The organism is Hymenobacter psychrophilus (genome assembly GCF_900107135.1).
Lineage (GTDB): Bacteria > Bacteroidota > Bacteroidia > Cytophagales > Hymenobacteraceae > Hymenobacter > Hymenobacter psychrophilus.
The window spans coordinates 114,693-134,340 of the sequence record NZ_FNOV01000007.1; the positions used below are offsets into that span (position 1 = coordinate 114,693).

General features: G+C 57.7%; 14 protein-coding genes. 9 read left to right on the forward strand and 5 right to left on the reverse strand.

All coding sequences use genetic code 11. The features are described from left to right. Positions 1-30 precede the first annotated feature (30 nt). From BLW21_RS11955 to BLW21_RS11985, 7 genes are all read left to right on the forward strand, one after another. On the forward strand, positions 31-4,092 hold the full coding sequence (locus BLW21_RS11955) for a coiled-coil domain-containing protein (RefSeq protein ID WP_092740295.1): 4,062 nt from the start codon (positions 31-33) through the stop codon (positions 4,090-4,092). Between the two features lie 9 nt (positions 4,093-4,101). Further along, positions 4,102-6,411 carry a PglZ domain-containing protein gene (locus tag BLW21_RS11960; RefSeq protein ID WP_139255195.1) on the forward strand — a complete coding sequence of 770 codons (2,310 nt, stop codon included), beginning with the start codon at positions 4,102-4,104 and terminating at the stop codon, positions 6,409-6,411. A gap of 19 nt (positions 6,412-6,430) precedes the next feature. Further along, entirely contained in the window at positions 6,431-7,915 is a 1,485-nt protein-coding gene (gene brxL / locus BLW21_RS11965; RefSeq protein ID WP_092740299.1) for a BREX system Lon protease-like protein BrxL, read from the forward strand. A 14-nt stretch (positions 7,916-7,929) separates the two neighbouring features. Then, positions 7,930-9,087 (forward strand): cysteine desulfurase family protein, encoded by a 1,158-nt coding sequence (locus BLW21_RS11970; protein WP_092740301.1) that lies wholly within the window; start codon positions 7,930-7,932, stop codon positions 9,085-9,087. A 73-nt stretch (positions 9,088-9,160) separates the two neighbouring features. Further along, positions 9,161-13,132, forward strand: coding sequence for a sacsin N-terminal ATP-binding-like domain-containing protein (locus BLW21_RS11975; protein WP_092740303.1), 3,972 nt, complete (start codon positions 9,161-9,163; stop codon positions 13,130-13,132). Between the two features lie 320 nt (positions 13,133-13,452). Beyond that, positions 13,453-14,253 carry a type IV toxin-antitoxin system AbiEi family antitoxin gene (locus BLW21_RS11980; RefSeq protein WP_217633862.1) on the forward strand — a complete coding sequence of 267 codons (801 nt, stop codon included), beginning with the start codon at positions 13,453-13,455 and terminating at the stop codon, positions 14,251-14,253. Beyond that, positions 14,225-15,118 carry a nucleotidyl transferase AbiEii/AbiGii toxin family protein gene (locus BLW21_RS11985; protein WP_092740307.1) on the forward strand — a complete coding sequence of 298 codons (894 nt, stop codon included), beginning with the start codon at positions 14,225-14,227 and terminating at the stop codon, positions 15,116-15,118. Before BLW21_RS11980 ends, BLW21_RS11985 begins: the two co-directional genes overlap by 29 nt. 210 nt (positions 15,119-15,328) lie before the next feature. Here the strand turns inward: BLW21_RS11985 and BLW21_RS11990 are convergent, their stop codons facing one another. The 5 genes from BLW21_RS11990 to BLW21_RS12010 form a co-directional block, all read right to left on the reverse strand. Beyond that, entirely contained in the window at positions 15,329-15,778 is a 450-nt protein-coding gene (locus BLW21_RS11990; RefSeq protein WP_092740309.1) for a hypothetical protein, read from the reverse strand. Between the two features lie 462 nt (positions 15,779-16,240). Then, positions 16,241-16,510, reverse strand: a complete 270-nt coding sequence (locus BLW21_RS11995) for a hypothetical protein (protein ID WP_092740311.1) — start codon at positions 16,508-16,510, stop codon at positions 16,241-16,243. 372 nt (positions 16,511-16,882) lie between these two features. Further along, positions 16,883-17,305, reverse strand: coding sequence for a M15 family metallopeptidase (locus BLW21_RS12000; protein ID WP_092740313.1), 423 nt, complete (start codon positions 17,303-17,305; stop codon positions 16,883-16,885). Continuing rightward, a complete protein-coding gene (locus BLW21_RS12005) occupies positions 17,289-17,564 on the reverse strand; it encodes a hypothetical protein (RefSeq protein ID WP_092740315.1) in 276 nt (91 codons plus the stop codon). Before BLW21_RS12005 ends, BLW21_RS12000 begins: the two co-directional genes overlap by 17 nt. Positions 17,565-18,300: 736 nt before the next feature. Then, positions 18,301-18,669 carry an SLOG family protein gene (locus BLW21_RS12010; RefSeq protein WP_092740317.1) on the reverse strand — a complete coding sequence of 123 codons (369 nt, stop codon included), beginning with the start codon at positions 18,667-18,669 and terminating at the stop codon, positions 18,301-18,303. 170 nt (positions 18,670-18,839) lie between these two features. On the opposite strand from BLW21_RS12010, the gene BLW21_RS12015 reads away from it, so the two are divergent. Together BLW21_RS12015 and BLW21_RS12020 are read left to right on the forward strand one after the other, a co-directional pair. After that, positions 18,840-19,238 (forward strand): hypothetical protein, encoded by a 399-nt coding sequence (locus BLW21_RS12015; protein ID WP_092740319.1) that lies wholly within the window; start codon positions 18,840-18,842, stop codon positions 19,236-19,238. 199 nt (positions 19,239-19,437) lie between these two features. Then, positions 19,438-19,620, forward strand: a complete 183-nt coding sequence (locus BLW21_RS12020; RefSeq protein WP_092740321.1) for a SymE family type I addiction module toxin — start codon at positions 19,438-19,440, stop codon at positions 19,618-19,620. The last annotated feature ends 28 nt before the right edge of the window (positions 19,621-19,648 follow it).

Sequence of the window (19,648 nt, forward strand, 5' to 3'; positions counted from 1 at the left end):
CTCCCCACTTACGGCCACGGCAAATCACACTTGGCTCTGGCGCTTGCCAACTTCTTCGGCCAGCCTGCCGGCTCGGCCGAAGCCGAAGCCATCTTGGCCGGCGTAAACCACGCTGCTCCCGGCGTGGCCCAGCGCCTGCGCAACTTCAAAGAAAACCGCGCCCCCTACCTTATCCTACGGCTTGCCGGGGGCGAGTCCGATAGCCTCTCGGCCGCTGTTGTGCGCGGGCTGGAAACGGCCTTGGAAGAAAACCCCGCCACCCAAGATGCCGAGCTGGGCCTCTGGTTCGATGAGGCCCTGACCGTGCTCAACACCTTCAGTCCCGACGAGCGCACGCGCACCAACGAGTACCTCGACACCCACGCCGCCGGCCAGAACCTGGACTTTGGGGCCCTGCGCGCCACGCTCGGCGTGCAGCACCGCGACGGCCGCCACCGTCAGCTCATTCACAAAGTAGTACAGCATGTGCGCGGCGTGTATCCGCACTTCGATGCCGCCCTTTCGCCCCGCGACCTGCTGCTTAAAACGGCCGACAAGTTCTGCGGGCCGGATAAGCCCTTCGCCGGCATTCTGGTGCTGTTCGATGAGTTTGCGGCATTCGTGGAAGCCTACGCCAAGCAGTATGGTCTCCACACCGAAAGCCTCCCGCTGCAAAGCCTGCTCGATGGGGTAAGTGCGCTGCGCAAATCCAACCAGGCAGTATTTCTGGCCTTCTCCCAGCAAGACCCCGACGACGTAGCCGAACTGGCCATGCAGGAGCGCGGGGCGGGTCCAAAGTCCCTCAACGACCTTAAGAAGGAGCTCACGCGCCTGCCCAACGAAGGCCGCAACCCGCTTTATTCCCCCATGGAGGCCGTCCTCGACGCCTACCTGCGACAGGATGTAAGCATCTGGGATTCGCTGACCCCCGACGACTCGGCCGCCGACAACGACGTGGTTGATGCCGTGGATGCGGTGCGTAATTTCTTCCCCCAGCGCTACACCGATGCCGCTGGCTGGACGCTCGACAGAATTCGCGTGACGATGGCCTATGGCTGCCACCCCCTACACCCGCTAACTACGGCGCTGCTGTGTTCGGCCACCCTGCGCGCCGGCACGGCCGCCCGTACCGTGCTATCCTTTGTGAAGGACACGATGCAGACCTACCGCGCCCGGCCGGCCCTGGCTGCCGATGGCCGCCTGTGTTGGGTGCGCCCTATCGAGCTGGTAACCTACTACCAGCACCAGCTGGTGTCCGACGACGCTTGGAAGCGCTACGACGATACGCTCCGCAAAGTAGCCCCTGCTTCTATTCCCGATGCGGAAGCCACATTGCAAGGCATGCTGCTCTACGAGTCCGCCGGCTTCCGCCCCGGCGACACTTCGGCCACCGACTACGCCGGGGCACTAGCCATCCTTACGGGCCTGCCCCGTCCGGCCGTAGAGCGCGCCCTCGATACCCTGTGCGAGGTAGGTGGGTACATCGAGAAGGATGCGGTCAGTGAAACCTACCGCTTCTGGGCCTCCGGGCAGGATGGCTCCAAAGTCAAGCAGACGCTGCTCGACAACCTGGCTCAGCTTAAGCGCAATGCCTCGGCTTTGCAAACGGCTCTGGCCGAGGGCCTGCGCCGCCCCGAGCTGCCTCAGCAGGAGGAAGTATCGTTTCATAACACGAATGGGCCCGAGTGGGGGGCGCGCATCATCCTGCTGCCGCGCGAGCAATGGAGCGTAACTCGCCTGACCGAGTTGCTTAAGGCCCAAAACCTGGAAAATAACGGCCGCCTCACCGATGCGGCCCGCGGGTATGTGGTCCTGCCGCTGGCGGCCAACGATGCCGATGTACAGTGGCTGCGCCAACATGCGGCCCAGGACCTGGAGCAAGCCGTAGCGGCCTTTGCCGACCGGCAGCGCGTGCCCCCAATAGTGCTGGTGCTGCCCAAAAAGGCCCACCAAGGCTTGCTCAATGCCATGCTGGAGTTGCACGTGCTCGATAGCTTGCCTCAGCCACAGGTGCGTAATTTAGGCGAAGAAGCCGTGAAGCAACGCCGGGCTGCGCTTAATGCCAACTTCCTGAGTGCGGTTCAGGCGCTGAAAGATGAGTTGGAGCAGGCCGCCGATTGGGCAGTGCCGGCCCAGCAGCGCCCCGGCATCGAGGAACGGTTGCGGGCCAAGCGCACTGTCCGTCTCAGCCATATCCTGGAGGCCAGCTACGAAGTCGTTTACTATCGTTTCGCACAGTACCTCGGCGATACTACTCGTAGCCCCAAGCTGCGCGAGGCCGTAGGCCTGGCCGCCGTACGCCTCTACAAAGGCAGCTTTCATGATTGGGATGAAGCTACTCGGGCCAACAACTTGGGCCGTGCCCGCGACTTGTACAGCAAAGTACTCCGGTTGGGTTCTGCCGGTGCCTGGGGCGTGGTAGACACCAGCGCCCGCGTTACGGCTCCCCGGCTAAAGCAGGTCAAGCAGGCCTGGGATTTACTGGAGCAGGCCGTGCCCGCCGGCTCCGAGAACGTGCGGCTGCGTGCCGTGCTTCTGCAACTTCTCAACCCGCCTTTTGGCTACGATGCCTACTCATTGGGGCTATTGTTCGCTGCCTGGTATGGTGTCAACCGCCACCAGCTCACGCTTACTACCAGTAGTGGCCGCACCCTCGAACCGAAAGACTGGTTGGGCAGCACCAATGATTTCAAGCAAATCTTGGAAAGCTTGCTGCACACGCTGGATGCCCGGGCCACCCGCCGCGACGCCGCTGGCAGCGAAAGCCGTGCCCAGGAGTTGATAACGAAGCTTCGTTTTCCCGATAATATGTCGGTGGCAGAGGCCGAAAAGGCTATTGCTGACCTCCGCGACTTTGTCGCTGCTCCTGATGCAACCAAACCGCAGCTTCAAGAGGAGGCCGAAACCAGCGCCAAGCAGCTGGAATTTGAACTCAAGCAAGCGGAAGCTTTCGAGCAGAAGGTATCGTCGGCGTACGAGGCGCTTGATTCAATTACTGTCGATGCCAAAGGTATTGGACAGCTACTTGAGGCATCCCGCCTATTCAATAATCCCGACCAGGCCGGCTTCCCACTGGGCCGGGTGTCACCGCCAGCCAATGACTTACTGCCTCCAGGGCAGCGTAAAGCTAACAGTAAGCTGCGCCAGCACCTCACGGAGGTTTGTACGGGCTTGGCCAACATCAGCTCTGTCCGGGGCTACGATTTAGCGAAGCAGCGCTTGGCGGCCCTCCACGCTGCCGTAGCGCCCTTGGCTGAGCCTGATTTAGAACGCCGCATCAAGGATGCTGAGCAGCAACTGGAGGAGAACCATGCAGGCTATAGCCAACTGGAGCAGGATGCCCCTATTCGCGAAAAGCTCACGGAAGCCAAGCGGGCCGCTACCCTGGCGGGCTGGCGCGAACTGCTAGCCTACTTCGACACGGCCGAACCGCAGGCGGATGGGACAAAAACCCAGCTGGCAGACGTAATGCTTCTGCTGACGACCAAGCAACAAGAAGCCGAACAATGGTTGACCTCGATGGAAGCGCGGGCCGAAACCCTCGTAGATTCGCCCACCATTACCTCATTTACCAGAGAGCTAAACCGTCGAATCGACCAGTTTCGAGGCACTCCCGAAGCCGAAACCCTCAAGCAATGGGAGACGCATTCCGAGCGTAGCAGCAAACTGGTAACGGAATTAGCGGAGCTGCGCACGGCCAAGCCAAAAACGGCCGAGACCCTGCGCAAGGTGTTGAAAGAGTACGATGCTCTGGCGGCCAAAGCCACCCTGGCCCCCGCCCAGGTGGAGCGTGTGCAACAAGAGCGGAGCCGATTGGCAGAACGCTTCGACGAGCAACGGCGCGCCGCTGCTACCAAGCTCACTGAACTTGCCCAGCGCAACGAAGCGCAGGAGAGTGCCGCCTTACTGCTCGCCGAGCTGGAGCGAAAGCTCGACTTCCTGTCCGATGAAGAAAAGCCGGCCCGTGATGCGTTGGAAAAAGTGCTCCAGCGTCGCGTCGCCCAGAGCAAAGCTTCAGTTGCCGAAAAAGCCTTTCTCGATATTGGCAACCGGGCCGAGCAGAAAGCTCTGCTCGCCCGGTTACAGCAGCTCCTCGAACCCCAAACGGCTTAACTCTTCCTCGTGTTAGCGAATCAAGTTCTCCTGCTCGACTCCTGCGGCGACGCGCCTATTCCCCCCGGACACCTTCTGGTGGCTACGGAGGTGGAATGGCTGCGCTATACCGTGCTGGCCTCTCGGGGGCAAGCCGCGCCGGCAGTAGTGCGCGGTACCGTGCTGGAGCGGTGGGCCAGTTCCTGGTGGGAGATGGCCGGCGGTACCTGTAAGAAACTGACTTCACCAGGCGAGCTGCTTCGCCGCGCGCTACCCTCCCTATCGACGCCCGAAGCCCAAATTCTGGCCCGCCAACTACAGGCTGAGTGGGGCGATGGTAACTGGCCCAGCCCCCTCAGTTTAGCCGCGGTTCTGGCCGTTCTGTTTCCCGAAGCAGCTGCACTCTGGGAGTTGGAGCCTAGCGCCGAGCCGAGTACCCTTACGGCTGCTACCGTGCAGTGGCTTGCCTGGTTGTTGACCTCCGAACCCTTGCCTGCTACGGCCGAGCAGGTACTCCGGGTATGGGTTAGCCATTGGCAAGCCGAAACTCCCGCGGCGGGCGAGTTGCTGCCCTTGTCAGCCAACACCGGCCAGGAGCTGCTTCGCGCCTGGTGCGGTCTGCCCGGCCCCAGTATCAGCTATCCGCAGCACCAAGCGCTGGGGCTGCTCGATGAATGCCCATATGCACTGCCCGCCGAGTGGATTATGGAGGCCAAGCAAGCTTGGGAAGATGAGTTGCGCGCCCAGGTTGCCGCTGTTCCCGCCGACACCGAGGCCGGCCTGATAGTGGCTACTTGGTGGGGGCAAACCCGCGCCGCCATTCACCATGCTGCGCTTGTACCAGTTGCCCTCGATATCGTGCTGCGTTACCTCGACGAGCAGCCTGCCACCTTATCCGAAGATTTGCTCCGCGCCCTGCGGGGTAGTCTACCGGCGGCCGAATATGCCCGCCTGCACAAACAGCTCCCGCCCCCCGAACCCAGTACCTTACCCACCGAGCCCGACGCCGTGTTGCGCTGGGTAACGGATGAATATCTTCCGTACCGGACTTGGCAGGCAGAGCAGCCGAACAACCCTAGTGCCAGCCTTATTGCCCGCACCCATGCAGTCGCATTTGGCGAGTGGCTGCTGGCTACTTACCCGGGGCAGTTAGCGGGGGCCGCGCACCCCTTTCAGCAGCTGTATTGGGCGCAGCATACCCGCACCCGGCCCCAGCATGCCAACGAAATAGTAATCTGGGTCATTGCCGACGGCCTAGGCTGGAATGACGCCCGCCTGCTGGCTCGTACAGTGCACGAACACTCGCAGGGCGACATTGCTGCCATCCAGGCCACCCCCTGCTTTGGCCTGCTACCAACTATTACTCGCTTCACCAAGGCCGCTATCCGCGCAGGCGTACCCTACCAGCAAATGCGCGCCCGACAAGCACAATCCGATGCTGATGCCGCTGCTGATGTGCGCGACCACCAAGACCCTGTCAGCCGTGCCCGTCAGCTGCAAGGAGGGCAAATGCTCGTCTGGCGACCCTTACAGCCTGATAAGGCCTACCACGAAACAGGAGAAGTAAGTGTAGTTCGCCGCTCCGTGCAGGCCGAGTTGCGCAAGCTGGCCGAAACTATCGTGGAAATTACCCGCGCCGTACCACGTGCCCACGGACTGCGCGTGCTTCTCACCACCGACCACGGTCGTATGTTGGGGCCCGGCTCCCGTGAAGTCACGGTTCCCGAAGGGTTCGAGGCCCACGGTCGGGTAACCTACCGGGAGCAACCCGGCCCGCCTCCGGCCGCTTCCGAAGATATCATCTGGCTCGACCCCACTACGTGGTTCAACCTGCCCTGCTGGGTCGGCGTCGTACGCGACGAGCGTAGCTTCCGCGTGCGCCGTGCCGATGGTAGTCAGGCTGGCGGCCCCGATAATTTCTCCCATGGAGGCATCTGGCCCGAGGAGGTAGTTGTGCCCTGGCTAAGCTTAGCCCGTAACGTCGTGCCCACCCGCCTCTCGGGTAGCGCCTCGGGTCATTCCCGGGTGGGAGCTACCGGCCCCGTAACGCTCCAACTGAACCATCATGGCGACCACGCGGTGCAAGCGCGTCGTTTCGTGCTTTCTTGGCCTGGTGGCACAGTAATCGAGCTACCTGTTGAAGGTGATTTGCCCGGCAAACAGAATACTACGCGTACGCTTTCTTTACCCGATTGGCCTACCGGGCAACGCATTGGTGCGGCCGAAGTGAGCGTCGTAATCGAACAGGCTGACGGACAAGAACTGACGTTCTCCCTCACCAATCAGCTTACCACCGACGAGTTCCAAACCCAGGGAGCCGACCTGCTGGGCGACTTGTAATCTATTTTTGCCCCCACTTATGAATCCAAATCCGGACGACCTTTTTAGCTTATTTGAACCTGCCGCTCCCGCCTTAACTCCGTTGGTAAACGGAGTGGATTTGGCGTTGCTGGAAACAAAAGTGGAGCGTGTATTTGGTAGTGTCTCCATCGATAAGCGTCGCCTACCTGCCTCTAAGCTGCAGAGTCGTGGTATTCCCGGGTACGTGGCAGAGTGGGTTTTAGAATCCAAGGTTCCTGGCCGGGGTCCTCTTTCGGCCGAAGATGCCGCCAAAGTGCTGGATTGGGCCTCGCGCGTGGTGCCGAAACCCGACGAGGGTAACTTAATCCGTAACCGTCTGCTCAATGGTGAATCTGTCCGCATCCTTACTCATGTTCAGGTCGATGTAATCCTTACCGGCAAAAAGGCCGAGCGGGTAGCCAAGCTGCCCATGATAGGGGAGGAGAATGCGCAGATTGCCGAGCATTTGCTTGAGTCTCACCCGGCATTGCTCCAGCAAGGTATGTGGGGCGTAGCCCAACTGCTTTATATCCGCGACCAGGGAGTGGTTATTACGGAGTTTCAGCCCATGCAAGCAACCGTTAGCCTCGACCGCTGGCACGAGGCCCGGCGTGAGTTCCGGTTGGAAGAATGGCGTGCTCTGCTGTTGCTTACCATGGGCTACAACCCCGCTGCCTACAGCGCCGAGGCGCAACTGCTAGTTTTAGCCCGTCTGCTGCCACTGGTGCAGAAGAATGTGCATCTCATGGAGTTGGCCCCCAAAGGCACCGGTAAAAGCTACATCTACGAGAACATCTCTCCCCTTGTCCGGCTCGTTAGTGGTGGCAACGTTTCGCCCTCAGTCCTGTTTGTCAACAATCAAACCAACCAGCCCGGCATTCTCGCCCGCTATGCAGTGGTGGTGCTCGACGAGGTTCAAACCCTCAAATTCGACAATCCCGCCGAAATTGTGGGGGGCTTAAAAGGATATTTGGCCAATGGTAAAATATCCCGGGGTGGTAAGCACGAAATGGCCTCCGACTGCAGTTTCGTGCTGCTGGCCAATATCACTCTCGATGCCAACCAGCGCCCGGCCAACGACCCGCTCGTGGTAAGCGAGCTACCCGCTTTTCTCCAGGAAACAGCTTTTCTTGACCGTATAAAGGGCCTGATTCCGGGCTGGGAAATCCCGAAGCTTTCCCCCGCCAGCTTCGCCGAGCAAAGCGGACTTAAAGCCGATTATTTCAGCGACATTCTGCTGCAGCTACGGCAGGAGCTGACTACTGATGCCTACTGTGCCCGTCACATCAACCTCGGCCCGGATGCTTATCAGCGGAATCAGGAAAGCGTGCGGGCTTTGGCCAGCGGCTATATGAAGCTGCTGTTTCCGCACGGCGAAGTCAGCCCCGAAGAATTCCAGAAGTACTGTGTGGCTCCGGCCGTCAAGCTCCGTCAGGGAGTGTGGGACCAGCTTTACACCCTCGATGCCGAGTACCGCAAGTATGGACGCTACATTGCCGTTTAGCGGTTCCTAGTACAATGTTCCCTATTTACCTCGACCACCACGCTACCACCCCCTGCGACCCACTCGTGGTAGATGCCATGCTGCCCTACTTCACGGAGCAGTTCGGAAACCCCTCGTCGCCCCACTTCGCGGGCTCCCGCACCGCCGACGCCGTACAACTCGCCCGCGAGCAGGTTGCCCAGCTAGTAGGCGCGCAACCCGGCGAGATTATCTTCACCAGCGGCGCTACCGAAGCCAATAACCTGGCCTTGCTAGGTTATGCCCGCGCTGCCCGCGCCACTAGCCCCCGCCGCCGCATCGTTATTTCGGCCATCGAGCATAAGGCCATCAGCAACCCCGTCAAGCAGCTAGCCCGCGAAGGCTTTGATATCATTACCCTGCCCGTCGACGCCCATGGCATCGTAGACCTGACCGCGGCTGCCGAGGCCATCGACACCAATACGCTGCTCGTGTCTGTTCACGCGGCTAATGGAGAGGTCGGCACTATTCAGCCCATTCAGCAGCTCTCCCAGCTCGCCCATGCCGCCGGTGCCTTGCTGCACACGGATGCCGCGCAAGCCGTCGGTAAAATTCCCCTTGACGTGATAGCCTGGGGAGTGGATTTGCTCTCCCTGAGTGGCCACAAGCTCTATGGCCCCCAGGGCACCGGTGCCCTGGTCGTTCGCCATCCTCGCCGCACCCAGCTGCAACCCCTGGCTTGGGGGGGCGGACAAGAACGCGGCTGGCGCCCCGGCACCCTTAATGTGCCCGGTGTAGTCGGCCTCGGAGCCGCCTGCGCCCGCTGTGCGGAGCTATTGCCTGGCGAGTCTGCGCGCCTAACTACCCTTCGCGACGAGTTCGAAGCCACTGTACTTGCCACCGTACCCACTACCTACCGCAACGGACACCCCCTCCACCGTTTGCCGCACAACAGCAGCCTCACTTTCCCTGGCCTCGAAGCCGATGCGCTGTTGGCCCGCCTCCCTACGCTGGCCCTTAGCACCGGTTCTGCCTGCGACGCCGGCACCATCGAACCCTCTGCCACCCTACTAGCCCTCGGCCTATCCCGCGACGATGCCCGCGCTACGGTAAGGATAGGAGTAGGCCGCTTTAATACTACAACTGAGTTGCAGTTGGCAGCTTCCTTGCTGATTAGACAGGTGCATACTCTCTCGGCTGTGTTAGGTCGCTGAGTCTCTCTTTATAAAGAGAATACGCTGGCCGCACATCATTTTAAAACCTTACCCCAATTGCAGGTTCTTCACCATGAGTAAGAAGGAGTTTATCGAGAAACTATTTGTAAAGAGAGCTACTTACAACGACCCCGAGCAGGCTGAAATGACTGCCAACTTGCTCGATACGGTGTCCAGTGACATATATTCCGAAAGTCAGCGCTTCGTCTTCGAGTTAATTCAGAACGCCGATGACGCCGCCCGTGGTGAAGGCAATGAGGTCCGGTTTGACTTCTTCGACCACCATCTCCTCGTCTCGCATAATGGCAGTGCCTTCACCCCCGAAGACATTGAGGCAATTACCGGCGCCGGCTTCAGCCGCAAGAAGAACGACCCAACTAAAACCGGCTACAAAGGCATCGGCTTCAAATCGGTGTTTGGTAAGTCTGATTGGGTTGGCATTTTCTCCGATGGCTATCATTTGCGATTCGAAAAAGAGTACCATACCGCCCGTTTACCCTGGCAAGTAATTCCTATCTGGACGGAAGCCAACACCCTGCCAGCGGAAGTCCAGAGCTTTATTGAGAGCAATGGTTACCATGTCACCACTGTCATTCAGTTAGTCGCCGCTTCAGTCCTGGAACAGGAACTCACTGAACTGCTGCAAAACGGTCAGATTTTGCTCTTTCTGCGCCACGTTAACGCCATTACGGTAGCCCGGCAAGGACAGCAACAATACACTATTTCTAAAACCGTTGAGCCTGCTACTGCTGCCTATCAACCCACCACGTTGTGGAAGGATGGCAACAGTACTAGCAGCTGGCTTGTGCAAAGCTTCGACCAGTTGATGGTTGATGCCGACACGCAAAAGGCCCTGCAAGCTGATGAGAAGACGCCTGCCAAGCTGCGCGACGCCAGCCACACCGAGCTAGCCTTTGCAGCCCGCGTTGAAAGCGGCCGTATCCGGGCCCTAAGTGCCGAGGAGAGTTTACTGTTCACCTATTTGCCGACTAAAGTTGCTGATTTCGGTTTCCCCTTTCTAGTCAATGGGAGCTTTCTGACTAGCGCCGCCCGCGAAGCCCTCCATGAGGACCGCGTATGGAATCAGTGGCTTATGGGGCTAGTCGCCGATAATCTTTTTTCCTGGCTGGCACAGCTCGCTCAGTCGGAGCACCGGTTTGAAGTATTGCATTTGCTGCCAAAACTATTTCCAGGCTCCAACAACGAGCTGAAGAAAGCGTTTGCCGTGAAAGCCAAGCAGGCGCTTGCCAATTATGCTTTCATCCCCACTCAAAGCCAGACGGAAGCACGTGTCGCGGACGTCGTTATTGACGATACCGGTTTGGCCAGTCAGGCCTTTATTTCCAAGGAAAACCTGGTCAAGTTTATCAATGCTAAAACCAGCGGAAGTTTTTCTTCCTCCTCTTTCGCTCATGCTGACTTACAGCTTGCGCGGAAACTGCAACCCCTCGGTGCCACTTTATTCGAAGCCAGTAATCTAGAAAGCTATTTTCTGTCGGACACGTTTGCCGACAGTCACCAGCTTAACCAAAATTATTCGCTGCTTGAGTACTTTTTCCGCAAAGCCACGAAGTATGATACCACTGGCGAATGGAATCACAAGCTCAAGCTCATTCCATTTATTTATAGTGCTGACCAGGAACTGAAGGCGCCGGCAACCATTTGCTTTCCTTCCTTGGCTTATAAAACAGATGCCGGCCAGACGGTCACCGTTCTGCATCCTGATGTTTATGCCAAAGTCAGCCAACATACTGACCTGAAAAGCTGGCTGGAATCACTTGGGGTAAAGGAGCCATCTGATGAGGCATACCTCGAAAATGAAATTATTGGTAACATTTCAAAATGTATCACACGCGACAACTACCAACAGGTTACTCGCTACTTATTCAGCCAATACAAGAAGGGGAAAATCACCCCTACGCACCTTGAGAAATTGCAGGACATACGTTTGATGTGCACAAACGGGGTTCTACACGCTGCTAAAGATTGTTATTTAGCAGATAGTTACGAGCCTATTCTTAAGTTGCAAGAGAAAAATAAGAAAGGAGATTTTGTTGCTGAATATAAAGAGTCTGATGATTTGGTTAGCGAATGGAAAACATTTTTTCTCAAAATAGGAGTTAGTGAAAATATATCCCTTGCGCATGGAGGGTGTAAAAGAGGGCTAACGAAGGGAATAGAGCTGGAATATTTTGATTTCATCGGGGAAGAAGTTAAAAAAGGTCACCCCTATCCCCATTTGGTAGGGCCAGAGAATCTTGTTCACATTGATAAAATAAGATACTCCCAATTTGCTAACGATTACCAGTTTTCCAAGCTGTTTTGGGAACAAGTATTTGTTAATATTGATTTAGATGAGATAAATAAGTTTGGTAAAATGCCTTGGGGCTACTATGGCAGCATTAACGCTGTCATCAACTATTTTCATTGGTTTCTTGATAATCGCCCCGTCTTCCCAACCAGCCAGAAAACTTGCCGCAAGGCTGCCGAAGTCTTCTCCAATCACAAGGATATAGTTGACTTAGCTGGTTCTCACTTACCGGTTTTCGACTACGATGCTCCAATTCCCGAAGCCTGGAAGCCGCTGCTTAAGTTTCGGCAGAAACTAGAAGTTGACGACTACCTAAAAGTGCTGGCTAGTATTGCCAAAACGGCTATTGAGCGAGATGGAAAAGTGAGTGACGCTGAACGTAAGCGTATTGGCTTAGTGTATAATCAGCTAGCGGAGCGGCTACCCGACTTTTCATCCACTGAGAGAGCCGCCTTGTTTACTTGGTCGGGTGCCAACTCCCTGTTATCTGCAAACGACAGTTTTGAACCGGCTACCGAATTGAAATGGATAACGGCTGAAGGTTTCCAAACCCTGCCAGGTAGCAGCATAAAGGCCCTCTATATCCCTAAAAACTGCCAGACCAGTTCTGCTGAGTTCACGCAGTTGCTGGAACTACTGCAAGTACAGTGCATAAAGGAATTCACCCCCTTAATTGAAGGCGAAAAGCCTAACCCAACGCTTAAAAATAAATTACTGCAAACACTGCCTTATCTGGCGCTGGTTGTTCATAAACGGCAGTACAAGTCTGCCGAGGCTGAGTTCAACCGTATGCGTAAGCTAGTAGAGGCAACCTCTTTCTACTCTGCTACTGCTATATGTCTGTCCTTCGTTTACCGCGGCGAAACCGTTGCCGGCCAGCCCCTGCCTGTCTTGCGTGGTGCCGACAGTAGCTTCTATCTAAAAGGCGACTGGCGTAGCCCTCGTACTGCCTACCAGCTACTACGCGAGCTGGACAGCCTGCTGGGTGTAAAACACGTCGATAATGAGTTGCGGCTCCTATTAGAGCTGCCCATCGCTGAGGCGGCCCAATGGCTACTAGAGGACATTGGAGTTGCTGGTGCTGATTTAGCCGCGGCCCAAAACTGGTCGTCTGTAAGCGAGGTAATCTTAGATAGCAGTGCAGTGCCTAGCTTGATATCTGCCGCTGCTGAGCCTCTTTCACGTGTCGACGATAATGGGTTCGAAGAACTTTCCACTGGAGTAGATTGGGCAGACACTCCATTCGAACCTACAATTTCCGCCGATGCAATTAATCCAGCGGCTGTTTCGGTCAGCAGGCATCTCTCCAGTATACCAATTGCCACTGCTCCGCCGAGCAGTTATAGCACAATAGCTAATCTTGATACCCGACTCGACGTTGGCCGCTGGTGCGAGGAGCTAGTGTACAAACTTCTGTGTGCCGACTCTACCGAGTTCACCCAGGTACAATGGGTAAACCAACACGCGGAGAGCCGTCTGCCCTATGATTTTCAAGTAGTTCAAAATGGGCAAACACGCTTTTTAGAAGTTAAGGGAACCCCTTCGCGCACCAAGGATAGCATTTACCTTTCTCAAGCCGAATGGAAAGTCATGTTTGACCAGGGAGCCCAGTATTCCATATACCGAGTTTTAGGCGCCGGCAATACTGACCCTAGAGTCATAGTTACTGACCATCCTAGCAGTCAAATTCAACAAGGACTGTTATTGCCCAACCCAATTGAATTGATAATTTGATGAAAGGCAGTGCAGACCGTAATGCAATAGGTGCAGCGCTCATTGTGTCTACTTTTATTATCTTGTCCACATAAAGTAGACAAGCGGATAAAAGTAGACAAAAGATGATGGACGCTTCTGTAGTTAGAGAGGTCAAAGCTGCTTTAAAGAGGGCGTTAGGCAAACGCCTGCCCGTTCAAGTAATCGAGGGTACTCCACATCAGCACATCCTCACTATCGGCCAACAAGCGGTATTCACGGTCGAGATAAGAGACGTCTTCCTCAAAAAAGTTACTCCCTTGCTGGCCTTTGCGCTGCACCCTCCCGGCCGACCATTTATCGTGTTCCTGCCCTACGTAACTGAGGAAGCCGGGCGCGAGATGCGTCGGCAGGGGCTCTGCTACGCCGATACCGCCGGCAACACCTTTCTGCACCACCCCGCGGCCGACCTGTTTGTATTGGTGCAAGGGCAGCCCAAACCCAAAAAGGATAAGCCCACTGCCGACCCCGCTCATGGCCGCGCCTTCCGCAAAAGCGGCCTGCGCGTACTCTTTCACCTGCTTACAGAGCCTGAACTGGTCCGCCAACCCTATCGGGCCATTGCCCCGCGCACCGCAACGCCCGTAGCGACGGTGGGCCTCATCATGCGCGACCTTACTCAGCAGGGCTACTTGCTCGACGAAGAGCCGCGACAGTTGCTGCGCTTCGATGACTTAGTTCGGCGCTGGGTAGAAGGCTACGGCGACACGCTCCGCCCTGGGTTGCCGGCTCAGCGCTACCGCTGGACTGCGCCGGATACTGCCGTCGGCGGCTGGCAGAACCTACTCCTGGGGGCCAATACCTATTGGGGTGGGGAGCCCGCCGCGGCCCTGCTGCTCAATGGCTACCTGCTGCCCGAATACTTCACCCTTTACAGCACTGCCACCCGCCCCGGCCTCATGCGCCAGCTGCGGCTCGTGCCCGACCCCACCGGCAACATCGAGGTGCTGCCACCCTTCGACGACCGCCTCAACTTCACCCAACCTACCAGCAATTGCGTCCCCCCGCTGCTGGTGTATGCCGACCTGCTTCTGAGCGGCGACGCCCGTAACCGCGAAGTCGCCCAGCAACTCTATGCTCGATATATCCGCCATTCCGCCTGAGCGCCTTTTCCCCACCGGTCTCGACCAGGTATTGCCTGCTCTCACCCGGGGCATGCAGCATGCTGGCTTGGAGTTCTTCCTGGTTGGGGCCGTTGCCCGCGACTTGTGGCTCGATGCCGCCTTGGAGTCCGGACCGCGCCGCCGCACCCAGGATATTGACCTGGCCGTGCTGGTAGCCAGCGAAGCGGAGTACCAGCAGCTCCGTACCTGGCTCGTAGCGCACGAGCACTTCCACGCCCCCGCCAGCAGCGCCTTCTGCCTGATTCACGAACCCACCGGCGTCCAAGTCGACCTAATGCCCTTCGGTGGCATTGCCGATGCCGACGACCGCGTGCAGGTGGCCGGCCAAGGCTTAACTTGCATCTCGGTGATCGGCTTGGCGGAAGTATTAACTCAAGCCGAACCGGTTAAAATCACCGAGCATATTACCTGGCAGGCTGTCACCTTGCCTGGGCTAGTGGGCCTTAAACTGCTGGCTTGGTCCGACCGCCCCGAGCAGCGCGGTAAGGATGGCACCGACCTGCGCCTCATTCTGCAGCACTTCCACGAGCTGATTACCGACGACATCTTCGCCCGCCACTACGATTTGCTGGAATCCATGGACGCTATTGCCGGCGCCGACCTGATGCGCCTGGTGGGCATCCGCGTGCTCGGGCAGGAGTTAGGCGCCCTGGTAGCCTCGTCGGCGGAACTGCACCAGCGCCTGCAAACCATTCTTAGCACCGAACAGCAGCAGCATACGGCCAGCCGCCTGGCGCTGGCCATGGCTCAGCCCCTGAGCGCCGCCGACCGTACCGCCCCCACCGTCACGCAAATCCTACACTGGCTGCAAGCCTTACTGCAGGGGTTACAGCCAGCAGATTAAATCAAGGAAAAAGGCCTGAAGACAATCTGGAGGGATAAAACTTAGCGTGCCAGTAGAAACCGAAACGTGCTCAGTTCCTCAGCGCGCAGGCGTTCCATCCAGCGCAGAGCATATTAGAATTAAGGTAAAACACACACTAAAAATGGGCCCTTCACAAGCTCAGCACGGTAGATTTCTCAAATTATTTACAACCTCAATCTTAAGGAATGATTAGTAGTTAATAAGCCGAATAGGAATTGCTTCCATCTGCTGTTTAATTGGTTTTCCCACTAGGCTTGGATCAATTAGGTGCTGTCGCACCCGCACCCGGATAGTGAGAAAGCCCGTAAATTTTGCGTGGCAGACCCGGTGATTGCCGCTCTGACATAGAATATATTCCTCTCCGTATTGTTTAACAGTAATGGGGTCTAAACCCTCCGAGTGGTCAGGGTTGTCACGCACCATAGCCACATACTTCTCGTTCGTGCTTTTTTTAAATAAGGTGTCTCGCATCTTTATCCAGTTGTCGGTATTGAAGGTGCTGTGGTCTGTACCTACAATTTTGCCCAAGTCCACTTCGGCTATAAACATGGGTAAAGGTGACTGGTGATACAAGTGATAGTTTATTACTTCATCTTCACGCTTTATTTTTTCGAACTGCCAGCCTGCTTCAGGATACATAGTAAATTGGTTTGTGTTCAACAATGTAAATGATGAGTAAAAAATATTTTTGTCAGTAAAGAAAGATTGCTGACTGGTTGTCTGTTCACCGCTTCCGCCGCCGGCGACTCTCAAGTTGCTCTCAGCACGACACTGTCGGCTCAAAGGCCTTAGCCGTAAGCTGCACCACGGAATAACGAGCCCTGTCCCGCAAAATGAAGTCGTCCACAACATTCTGGTAACCAAGCCGGCGTAGCTTTGTTGCCTCGCCCGGTGCCAGCGCCCACCACGCCCCACCGGGTTTCCTACTGCTCCGGGCTGCCTGGTAGATGAGAGGATGGAAGAAGCGGCAGGAGGCGCGCTATGTGTATCAAGTAAAAGGATGTAAGTCGTAGTTACCGGATGGTAGCTAACAGGCAGAAAGAGTAACTACCAGCGGCTCTTACCCAATCAAGCTGCGGTGGGGGAGATAGGCTAATCATCTCACTCCTCCTGGTCAAGCGCCTCACTAAGAGCCGTCAGAATCAGTGCGTAAATCGTTTCCCATCCCAGCCGAATTCCTTCCTGCGGCATCTGGGTCAGGTACTGAGCCGTGACGTAGTCTGCCAGCGCCGGCGTTACCATGCCCTGGTCCATCTCCGCCGGTAGTGGCAGTTCCCACCGCTCTTTGCCGGGGCGCAGCAGCTCAATCAGGCGGCCGGTACCCGACCGGCCCCGAATCCGAACCTCCATCAAAAAACGCGCAGTAGCCATAACTGAATGCATAGGTTGAAGCAAGCCCCCGCCCAGCACCCGCGGGCCGCCAGATAGGGTAATGCTTGCCGCACCCGCCACCCGCCCCCGAGCCTATGCTGCTTCCACGGGAATTATGTTCCCCTGGAGAAGGCTAGCTCATGATGAGTTGTTGTCTTATAGGAGGATAAGAGCAGCTGAAGCCGCAGGCAATAAAATGAAAAGGAGTTGGCAATTATACGAACTTGCTAATCAAGTTAGTTACTATTTGGTTAAAATTATTAGTAAACAGGCCCCGGTTGTCTCCAAATGGCTTGCCTCTCTAGCACCCTAGCACACGCCAACTCACTACCCGTACTTGATGCTACCGGTACTTACCAAAAAAAGACCGGCTCACACCTCGAAGTGTGGCCGGTCCTTAAACTTGGGCCAGTAGCCGCCCCAGCGGATTGCGGGGTCGGCCAGTAGCATCAGCCGCGCGAAGCGCCCCAGCAACTCCGCCGACCAGCTTACCTGCCCGTTAGCCAGCAGCAAGGCTACGTCCAGCGCCCGCGCCGGCTGGGTATTGTGCTTCGACTCCCCACCCCGCTTATAGGTTACAATCAGCCCCGGCCGGGTGCGGCCCTGGGCATACAGTGCATCCTGCTCGGCGGCGCTCCGGTAGCCCTGTGTCACGATGGGCCGACCCAGTCGGGCTAGCTCCGGCGTATTGACCCACGCCAGCAGCGCCCGGGCAAAGGCCACCCGCAATGCCGGCCGTACCCCCGCCAGCCGGGTAGCTTGCCGACCAGCCTGGGCGCTACTGAGCCGAATCATCCGGCTCGGGCTTGGGTGCTTCCACCTGCATCAGCGGCAGTACCTCGGCCGGTACCCTTACCACCGTCTCCGGCCGTTGCAAAGCCTTGCGGATAGTGGCCCAGATAGTTACCACTGCCACCAGGGTCTGGATAATCAGATGCCCGTAGTTCTCAATGGTAGTTGGGTCCGGCGGCGTGAGCCCGTTGCCAACTGCCTGCCCCAACAGCGCCGTGGCAATGATGTGGGTGAAATGCCCTGTTTTCGTACTGCTGAACATGACAATAGTTTTTAGTTAATAAGTTTGATAAATATACGTTATTAAAATAAAATTGACTATTTGTTGTTCAATATGTGAGGATAAAAAATTGTTATATAAGAAGATGGACTTTTGGAATCATTCTCCAGCGAGCAAGAAGTTGCAGGAGAACTGACCGCTATGGTAGAGCCTTAGATGTATAAACAGCTTACTGCCAAGGCGACAAACTGGCCAGCTAAAGAAGGCAGGGATGATACCTATTCCTGACTGTAGCTGGTTCATCAATTCCAGTCAATGGCCAGCCGCATGGCCACAGAAAACAAAAGGAGAACCCCGACATCCAGCTCGCGCTCGGCTCCCGGCCCGCAAAGGCCTGAAAAAGGTCCTTTGCCGCCCGTCCGCGCCACCCCTGCCCGCCGCCCCGGTGCCAACGGCGGCCCATCTCCCGCACAAACTCTGCGCCGCGCCGCCGCCCGCACCTCTGCCCCCGCACCGATAAGGCCCGCTTCGCGGATAGTGTCATTGGGGAGTGCCCCAAACCCCCGCCATCATGCCCTGGCTGACGCCCGGTCATCAGCCTCGGGCTCCGCGGCCTCCCGCTGGTCGGCCGCTACTCCCTCACGAGGTGCCCTTCGGGCCGGTTTATTGGGGGCCTCAAGGCCAGCCCCCAAACCCCTGGCCAAGAGCATTCAAGTGGTTTGGCTAAGTCTTGCTGCCCGGTTAGCGGTTGGCCCAGGTAGCAACGAGTAGCCGGCAACTAGCCGGCTCCGTCCAGTGGTAGCAGCTCGCAGGGGCGGCCCAATCGTCGCGCGGCCCGCAGGGCGCTCAGCGTGCCCTTGCTACGCCCGTCCCATACTACCAGTACCAGGGTGGCCCGGCGCACTATTTCGGCATTGCGCACGTGGGGCGCGGCTGTGGGGCCGTGGGCCGCATAGTCGGGGCGTAGTTCCAGCAGCGGTACTCCATGCGCGCGGGCCCAAGCCGCCGCCAGCGCATCCACGCCCGCCGCACCCCCGCTTACCACCTGGGCCGGATGCAATTCGGCCAGCCGTCGGGCCAGGGCTGAGCAGGCTGTTACTGTCCGGCTACCCACTACGGCTACTACATAATTTTTGTACTTATCCATTGTTAAATATACGTAAAATATAGTTGATATACAAGTAAATTTATTTATCAAACATGTTTCTATAATGAAAATTAGTTTGTATATTTAGGTAGTAGTTCGGGAAAGGCCCGGACGCCACGCGCACCCCGGCGGGCCCCCGGCCGCGCACCCCACGGCTAACGTCTACAGCCATGTTCACTGCCTTACAATTCTCGCATCTAGCCGCTGCTGCCTGGTCTGGCCCCGCCGCCTGCATCTGGGCCACCGCCAGCTACTACCAGGCCCCCGGCGGCTACACTCAAACCCAGTATAGCACCTCCTACCACGTGGGCCAAGCCTGCTACTATGCCCAGGCTGCTTGTCCCTTTGAGGCCATAGCCGCCGCCGTGCGGGCCTTCGCCGCTGTCCAGCCCCAGCCCAGCCTGCCGGCGGTGCTGGCCGTGGCCCACGCCGCCCAGGTGTTGCGCGAGGCTGCCGCCGCGCTGGCCGGTCATCCACTGTCGCCCGCCCGCGCCGCCCGGCCCGGCTTTGCCGGCCGGGCCCGCGCCCGGCGCTGCTTCCCTCATTTCACGCCTTTGCGCCGTGCATAGCCCGGCTACCACCATAGCGCCGGCCCCAGCGGGGGCCGGCAGCTACAACCCGGCTCCTTTTACGGCCCGCATGGCAGAATTGCAGGCCCGTCTGGAGGCGCTGTGCGCCCGGCCATTACTCGATGAGCCATACATGAAGCCGTTTGCTGCCGTGTGCGCCGCCTTGGCAACCCCCGCCAAACCCTTATAACGGCCCGCCATGCAACGCCACATCAAAATAGAGCACCGCCACCGCCGCCGCGTGTATGGCTACGCCGCCACAGCCAAACTGCTGCTTTCCGGCCGCTGGCTGGAGGCCGCCGGCTTCGCCCCCGGCGCAGTAGCCCAGGTCGAGGTGCAGGCCGGCCGCCTCATCATCACGCCCGCCCTCCCAGTCCAGTAATCACCGGCCCGCGCCCTACCTCCGACGG